This window comes from Pseudoalteromonas sp. Scap06 (assembly GCF_013394165.1).
Classification (GTDB): Bacteria; Pseudomonadota; Gammaproteobacteria; order Enterobacterales; family Alteromonadaceae; genus Pseudoalteromonas.
Genome location: NZ_CP041330.1, coordinates 1,220,297 through 1,227,500, shown reverse-complemented (window position 1 = coordinate 1,227,500; position 7,204 = coordinate 1,220,297). Strand labels below are relative to the sequence as shown.

General features: G+C 40.5%; 5 protein-coding genes and 8 tRNA genes (1 of these 13 only partly in view). 1 reads left to right on the top strand and 12 read right to left on the bottom strand.

Annotated features, from left to right (window positions below; genetic code table 11):
• Window positions 1-830 carry the 3' portion of a sodium:alanine symporter family protein gene (locus tag FLM47_RS05685; RefSeq protein WP_010391487.1) on the top strand. Its footprint begins 589 nt before the window's first position, so the window shows 830 of its 1,419 coding nt (coding positions 590-1,419); its start codon lies off the left edge, out of view; it ends in the stop codon at window positions 828-830.
• A gap of 762 nt (window positions 831-1,592) precedes the next feature.
• Here FLM47_RS05685 and FLM47_RS05680 read toward each other — a convergent pair.
• The 12 genes from FLM47_RS05680 to FLM47_RS05625 all read right to left on the bottom strand — a co-directional run bounded on the left by FLM47_RS05680 (window position 1,593) and on the right by FLM47_RS05625 (window position 7,044).
• Window positions 1,593-1,679, bottom strand: a tRNA-Leu gene (locus FLM47_RS05680).
• A 37-nt stretch (window positions 1,680-1,716) separates the two neighbouring features.
• Window positions 1,717-1,790, bottom strand: a tRNA-Cys gene (locus FLM47_RS05675).
• A gap of 18 nt (window positions 1,791-1,808) precedes the next feature.
• Window positions 1,809-1,884 (bottom strand) — tRNA-Gly (locus FLM47_RS05670).
• Between the two features lie 63 nt (window positions 1,885-1,947).
• A tRNA-Leu gene (locus FLM47_RS05665) sits at window positions 1,948-2,034 on the bottom strand.
• Between the two features lie 39 nt (window positions 2,035-2,073).
• Window positions 2,074-2,149, bottom strand: a tRNA-Gly gene (locus FLM47_RS05660).
• 62 nt (window positions 2,150-2,211) lie between these two features.
• Window positions 2,212-2,298: transfer RNA gene (locus tag FLM47_RS05655), tRNA-Leu, on the bottom strand.
• A gap of 36 nt (window positions 2,299-2,334) precedes the next feature.
• A tRNA-Cys gene (locus FLM47_RS05650) sits at window positions 2,335-2,408 on the bottom strand.
• 28 nt (window positions 2,409-2,436) lie between these two features.
• Window positions 2,437-2,512, bottom strand: a tRNA-Gly gene (locus tag FLM47_RS05645).
• 141 nt (window positions 2,513-2,653) lie between these two features.
• A complete protein-coding gene (gene pgsA, locus FLM47_RS05640; RefSeq protein WP_036933597.1) occupies window positions 2,654-3,199 on the bottom strand; it encodes a CDP-diacylglycerol--glycerol-3-phosphate 3-phosphatidyltransferase in 546 nt (181 codons plus the stop codon).
• Window positions 3,200-3,241: 42 nt separating this feature from the next.
• A complete protein-coding gene (gene uvrC / locus FLM47_RS05635) occupies window positions 3,242-5,065 on the bottom strand; it encodes an excinuclease ABC subunit UvrC (RefSeq protein ID WP_055013395.1) in 1,824 nt (607 codons plus the stop codon).
• 9 nt (window positions 5,066-5,074) lie between these two features.
• Window positions 5,075-5,725 (bottom strand): UvrY/SirA/GacA family response regulator transcription factor, encoded by a 651-nt coding sequence (uvrY, locus tag FLM47_RS05630; RefSeq protein ID WP_010391483.1) that lies wholly within the window; start codon window positions 5,723-5,725, stop codon window positions 5,075-5,077.
• 167 nt (window positions 5,726-5,892) lie between these two features.
• On the bottom strand, window positions 5,893-7,044 hold the full coding sequence (locus FLM47_RS05625; protein WP_178955647.1) for a dicarboxylate/amino acid:cation symporter: 1,152 nt from the start codon (window positions 7,042-7,044) through the stop codon (window positions 5,893-5,895).
• Window positions 7,045-7,204 lie beyond the last annotated feature (160 nt).

Sequence of the window (7,204 nt, the reverse complement as noted above, 5' to 3'; positions counted from 1 at the left end):
TAAAAACAATTTCACGATTTGCTGAATTAGCAGTGCCATTTATGGCCGCTGCCTACTTAATTGTTGCACTGTATATATGTGCTGTAAATTACACTGAGTTGCCTGATGTGTTTATGCATGTAATTAGAAGTGCCTTTGGTCTTGAACAAGCTGGCGCTGGTGCAATTGGTTATGGTGTAATGCAAGCAATGATCCAAGGGATCAAGCGCGGGTTATTCTCAAACGAAGCGGGTATGGGTAGCGCAGCTAACGCTGCAGCAACTGCAACTCCTAACCCACCTCACCCTGCATCACAAGGTTATGTACAAATGCTAGGTGTATTTGTAGATACCATTATAATTTGTACTGCCACTGCCGCGCTTATTTTATTATCAGAACAGTTAGTACCAGGCTCTGATGTAACGGGTATAGCACTTACACAAGCAGCGCTTGAGGAGCATGTTGGTAGCTGGGGCGCAATATTTGTTGCAGTCGCTATTTTGTTTTTTGCTTTTACATCAATTGTAGCTAACTACTCTTATGCAGAAACGAACTTATTGTTTTTAGAGCATAACCACGCATCTGGCATGCTGATCTTCAGATTATTAGTGTTAGGTATGGTGATGTTTGGTGCCCTTGGTGAATTACCATTAGTGTGGACTCTAGCTGATGTGTCTATGGGCCTAATGGCGATTGTAAACGTAATCGCGCTATTTATGCTCTCAGGAGTTGTGGTATGGCTTGCCAAAGATTACAACGCTCAACGACGTGCTGGAAAGTTACCGACGTTTGATCCAAGTAAAAACAACAAGCTTAATAAAACTATTCCGAAAGGTATTTGGCACAAATAACTTTAAAGAGATTTAAGTTAAAACCCGAAACGGCAATGGCCATTTCGGGTTTTTTTATTGTCTAGTACCAATTCACTTAATTAAGTAACCTATATTGAGCTAGATAAACCTGTTAATGGCAAAGCAAGAATTTCGATGTTTAGTTGTTCTATATGAGAAATTTTTAACTCAACTAGCGTCTGGTTTAGCCCCGTAAAATGATTATGTATTATTGCGGATTGGTATTATATTACTAATAGTAGTACCCACCTAGTGAGACCCAATCAAACACATTAGCATCATCAAGCTTCTCATATCCCTTATAAGCGATTAGTTAAACAGTTTACATCAACGCTCTTAATACATTTTGTGGCATTGTAATGGTGTTAATAGAAATAAGCTTATGCCGACTTTCGCTTATGTATCAAACGAAGCACAGCCACCACTTCCATTTAAGATCCTTGTACCACTGCTTTTATATAAATAGCTTAATATTAGTACTCTATTGTGAGGCATGAAAATCTTATCGATAGCAAAACTTAAATTTAGTATTTTGTTCTAAATGAGAGGTTTTTTCCGTAGCTAGCGTCAGGTTTGAGCTATAAAAATGATCAGTGGTAATATATTCATGGGATAAGCTTTTGAAAAATGTGAGACTTAAAGATCTCAAACAAACGAAATAATTTAGTGTAAGGAATAAGATGCTAGTTTGATGATGCGATTTTATAATTAATGGTTTAATCGAAGAATAGTTAAACTAGAATAAACAAGGAAAGTATAAAGTGGTGCCCGAGGCCGGACTTGAACCGGCACGACTTGTTAGTCGAGGGATTTTAAATCCCTTGTGTCTACCAATTCCACCACTCGGGCATCGAGTTTGCTAATTAAAGCGTGTGGAGTAATTATTTGGAGGCGGAACCCGGAGTCGAACCGGGGTAAACGGATTTGCAATCCGGTGCATGGCCACTCTGCCATTCCGCCTAAACATATCAAATAATTTGGAGCGGCACACGAGGCTCGAACTCGTGACCTCGACCTTGGCAAGGTCGCGCTCTACCAACTGAGCTAGTGCCGCATCATATTAATTCTAAATATTTTTTATAAGTTACATATTGGTGTATGCAACCAAACCACAAAGTGGTGCCCGAGGCCGGACTTGAACCGGCACGACTTGTTAGTCGAGGGATTTTAAATCCCTTGTGTCTACCAATTCCACCACTCGGGCATCGAGTTTGCTATTTAAAGCAAGTGGATAAAACTAATATGGAGCGGCACACGAGGCTCGAACTCGTGACCTCGACCTTGGCAAGGTCGCGCTCTACCAACTGAGCTAGTGCCGCATCATATTAATTCTAAATAATTTTATAAGTTACATATTGGTGTATATAACCAAACCACAAAGTGGTGCCCGAGGCCGGACTTGAACCGGCACGACTTGTTAGTCGAGGGATTTTAAATCCCTTGTGTCTACCAATTCCACCACTCGGGCATCGAGTTTGCTAATTAAAGCGTGTGGAGTGTTGATTGGAGGCGGAACCCGGAGTCGAACCGGGGTAAACGGATTTGCAATCCGGTGCATGGCCACTCTGCCATTCCGCCTCAATACTAGGTTAGCTTTAAGATAAACTGGAGCGGCACACGAGGCTCGAACTCGTGACCTCGACCTTGGCAAGGTCGCGCTCTACCAACTGAGCTAGTGCCGCTTTATGTTTATCTAGGGGGCTATGCCCTCTCAACACGGACGCATTCTACAGAGATTATTAAACGCGTCAACACAAAAAATGCTACTTTTGAACTGTTTGATTATTTTTTATCTAAAATGGTGCGTTATTAGACGTTTACAATCAATTTTTGGTCAATTCTCCCCATGCAGCAACTAAATATTGCACCATAGAACTAAGCGTTAAAAATGTGGCTATATAAAGCAAGCCATAACTTAAATACATCATCCAGCTATCGTACTGCCAAATTAAACCGATAATGGCTAACATTTGAGCTGCGGTTTTCAACTTACCCATATCGGATACAGCTACGTTACCGCGTTTCCCCTGTTCAGCCATCCATTCGCGTAGCGCCGATATAACAATTTCACGGCTAATAATAATAAGCGCGGGAATGGTCATATACAAAGATTGGTAATGCTCAGATAATGCAACCAAGGCAGCACACACCATTACTTTATCAGCAACCGGGTCTAAAAATGCACCAAAAGGCGTTGATTGCTCAAGTTTACGGGCTAAATAGCCATCAAGTATATCTGTGATCGAAGCCAGCCAAAAAATAAAGGCAGCAACAAAGAACGCCCATGAATAAGGCATATAAAATATCACCAAAAAAATGGGGATAAGAAAGAGTCTAAACGTTGTGAGTGTGTTTGGAATATTCCACATAACTACTTGGATATGTCTTTTTTTCTATATTCGCACATAGGGCTAGCCCTTGTCATGCAAATGGTTAAATATCTTCTCAGCCATGTCAGGACTGATCCCAGGAACTTTCTTTAGCTGTTCTATATTAGCAGCTTTTACACCTTGCATGCCCCCTAAATATTTTAATAATGTTTGTCGACGCTTTGAACCTACGCCATCTATTTCCTCTAATAATGACTGAGTGCGTTGTTTTTGCCGCTTATTACGGTGCCCTGCAATTGCAAAACGATGGGATTCATCGCGTATATGCTGGATCAAATGAAGCGCTGGTGCATCAGAATCCATAGGAATTGTTTTACGCCCGCCATCTATAAGCAAGGTTTCAAGACCCGGCTTACGGCTAGTGCCTTTTGCAACACCGACTAATAGCGGCATTTTTGAATGCGGCCAGTTTTCGAAATATTGCTCTGCTCTACCTAATTGACCTTTACCACCATCGATAAAAATAACATCGGGAATTTTCTCCTCATCAACCAACTTGTTGTAACGTTTGTTTAGTGCAAATTCCATAGCGGCGTAATCATCACCACCGGTAATACCGGTCACGTTATAACGACGATACTCTTTATTGTTAGGGCCTTGAGAATCAAATACAACACAACTGGCCACTGTGTTTTCACCCATGGTGTGACTGATATCAAAACATTCCATGCGATTAATATCATCAAGACGCAAAGTAGCCTTTAATTGCGCATAACGCTTATTTATCGAGTCTTGAGTGCTTTGCTTAACCGTAATACTATTTAATGCATTTTTATTCGCTAACTGTAAGTACTGTGCTCGCTCACCACGGGTAACCACTTTAAGCGATACTTTACGTTCACTAATTTGGGTCAAGGCTTCACCTAGTGCATCACTTTCTTCTATTTCAAATGGTAAAATGATTTCTTTAGCAATGCGCCCTGTCGCACCTGGGGCTAAATAATACTGGCCTAAGAAAGAGGTTAAAATTTCTTGCTCTTGTGAGTCTTTAGGCACCTTTGGAAAATAAGTTTTACTACCCAGCACTTTATGATCGCGAATCATTAATAGATGAATCCCATTTAAACCGTTTAAATGGGCAAAGCCGACCACATCCATTTCCGCAAAATTGCCAGAGATAGATTGCTGCTCCTGCATTTTACGCAGCAACATAATTTGGTCGCGAACTTTAGCTGCAAGTTCAAAATTAAGCTGCTCACTGGCTTTTTCCATTTTAGCAATGAGATCGGCTATTACTTCATGAGATTTACCAGTTAAAAACTTGCGGACATAATCAACTTGCTGCGCGTATTCATCTTCAGAGACTTTATTTACACACGGCGCAGAGCAGCGTTTTAATTGATACTGTAAGCAAGGGCGACTACGCGCACGGTAGTAGGCATCTTCGCATTGACGTACCGGAAATATTTTTTGCATTAAGCGTAAGCTTTCTGAAACCGCCCCCGCGCTTGGAAACGGACCAAAATATTCACCTTTTACTTTTCTGCTACCACGATGAAAGGCTAAGCGAGGATGCTTATGATTAGTGAGCAGTATGTAAGGGTACGACTTATCATCACGTAACAGAATATTATAACGTGGCTGATATTTTTTAATGAGGTTGTTTTCGAGCAGTAAAGCTTCTGTCTCTGTATTAGTAAGCGTGACTTCAATATTACAAATATTACTTACTAAAACACGGGTTTTACTATCGGTTATATTACTACGAAAGTAACTACTTACCCGCTTTTTTAAACTTTTAGCTTTACCGACATAGATAACTTGGTTGTCATTATCGAGCATGCGATAAACGCCAGGCTCACTCGATAATGTTTTTAAAAACTGGACATGATCAAATTCAGACATATATACCGACTAGTAAGAGATATCTATATCAATCATTTTGTAACGTATGGCTAAATGAGTAAGCTCTACATCGCCTCCTACGTTAAGCTTTTCAAACATGCGATAGCGATAACTGTTTACTGTTTTAGAACTTAAATTTAAGCGATCAGCAATATCCTGTGCTTTTTCACCTTTGGTGATCATCAGCATAATTTGTAGTTCACGCTCGGATAGGCTTTGAAATGGGTTTTCATCGGTACGCCCGGTTACCTGCGCAAGTGCAATCTGTTGCGCTATTTCTGGAGCAATATAGCGTTGTCCTGCATGCACACAGCGTATAGCGCGAACCATTTCATCAGATCCAGCACCTTTGGTTAAAAAGCCATGAGCACCAATTTGCATGACCTTACTTGGAAATGGGTCTTCGCAATTAACAGTAAGCACAATAATTTTTACATCAGGGCAGTAACGGCAAATCTTTTTAGTTGCCTCAAGCCCACCCATACCAGGCATGTTCATATCCATTAACACTATATTTGGCGCATGCTGACGACAAAACTGCACAGCCTCTTCGCCTGTTTTAGCTTCACCTATTACTTTAAAACCACGTATATCATCAAGAATACGTCTGATCCCTGTGCGCACAAGTTCATGGTCATCAACTAAAAGTACGTTAATCAATGGAACACCCTCACTAGCCTAATAAGATGCAAGTTAACAAATTTAATATTCAACATTAGCATAGATACGACGAAACCATAACTAATATTATGCTTTCGCCATCGGTCTTCATGACCGATATGATTAAAAGCGTATTTACCTATAGCAGGTAAATACGCCCCAATGATTTATGCTGACGCTTTTTCACTAAAACGGTCTACCCATAAAGCAATAATACCATCGCCAGTTACATTACACGCAGTGCCGAAGCTATCTTGCGCTAGGTAAAGTGCAATCATTAGTGCCACCGCACCTTCGTTGAAACCAAGCATGCTAGTTAATAAACCTAACGCCGACATTACTGCACCACCTGGTGCACCTGGCGCTGCAATCATCACTACACCTAACATCATAATGAATGGCAACATAGCCATTAATGAAGGTACTTCCATGCTAGGCGATAAAAACATCACAGCCATAGCACAGGTAACTATTGTAATTGTTGAACCTGATAGATGAATAGTGGCGCATAATGGCACGGTAAAGTTAGCTACATCCTCTTTAACGTTATTTGCTTTACTTGATTGCAAAGATACTGGAATGGTTGCCGCACTCGACATGGTTCCTAATGCAGTAAAGTACGCAGGTAACATATTTTTAATTAGCTCAATAGGATTACGCTTAAGTAATAGGCCTGAGGTAATGTATAAAACACTCAACCATAACCAATGCATCACTAATGCAGCAATAAGTACTACACCAAATGCTTGTAATGTATCAACAACGGTGCCTGCTACGGTCATTTCAGCAAATACACCCGCAATGTAAAACGGTAATGCCGGAATAATTACTTTTGAAAGTAAACCATCAATAATATCGCGCCCCTGATCTGACACAGTTTTTAATGTGTCTAAGCCAAGCTGGCTCATACCAATACCAAATACAAAGGCTGTGACTAAAGCAGTCATTACACCCATTAACGGTGGAATTTCTAAGTCAATGAAGCTACCTACTTCGGTCACGGCTTCAGCTTCAAATGAAATCCCGCCGCTTAAAAACGGAATAACCGCTGTCACTAATAAAAACGCTAAAGTACCAGCTATAATTGTTGAGCCATACGCAAAACCCACCGTTTTCCCCAGCAGGTGCCCTGAGCCTTTTGGAAGCCCGGCAATCCCTGAGGCAATAAAAAATAAAATAATCAGTGGGATTGTAAAACTAATAAGCTGGCCAATAAGCTCTTTTATTGTGTATAAAAGCTCAACGCCAGTTAGGGGAATGTAGAGCCCGACTAAAATACCGGCCACAATACCGGCAATTAATTTTAAGATTAACTTCATGGTGATTACTTTATTGAATTTAGATAGTGTGTTTTTACCATGTTTTGAATAGTTTGTGTCAATAAACTGTTCAACCGCAGTTCATTTGCACAATTAACCAACAAAATATAAGTGTGTTGTGTTGATTTGTTTAAATAACGACTACATAAACAAAGGATAA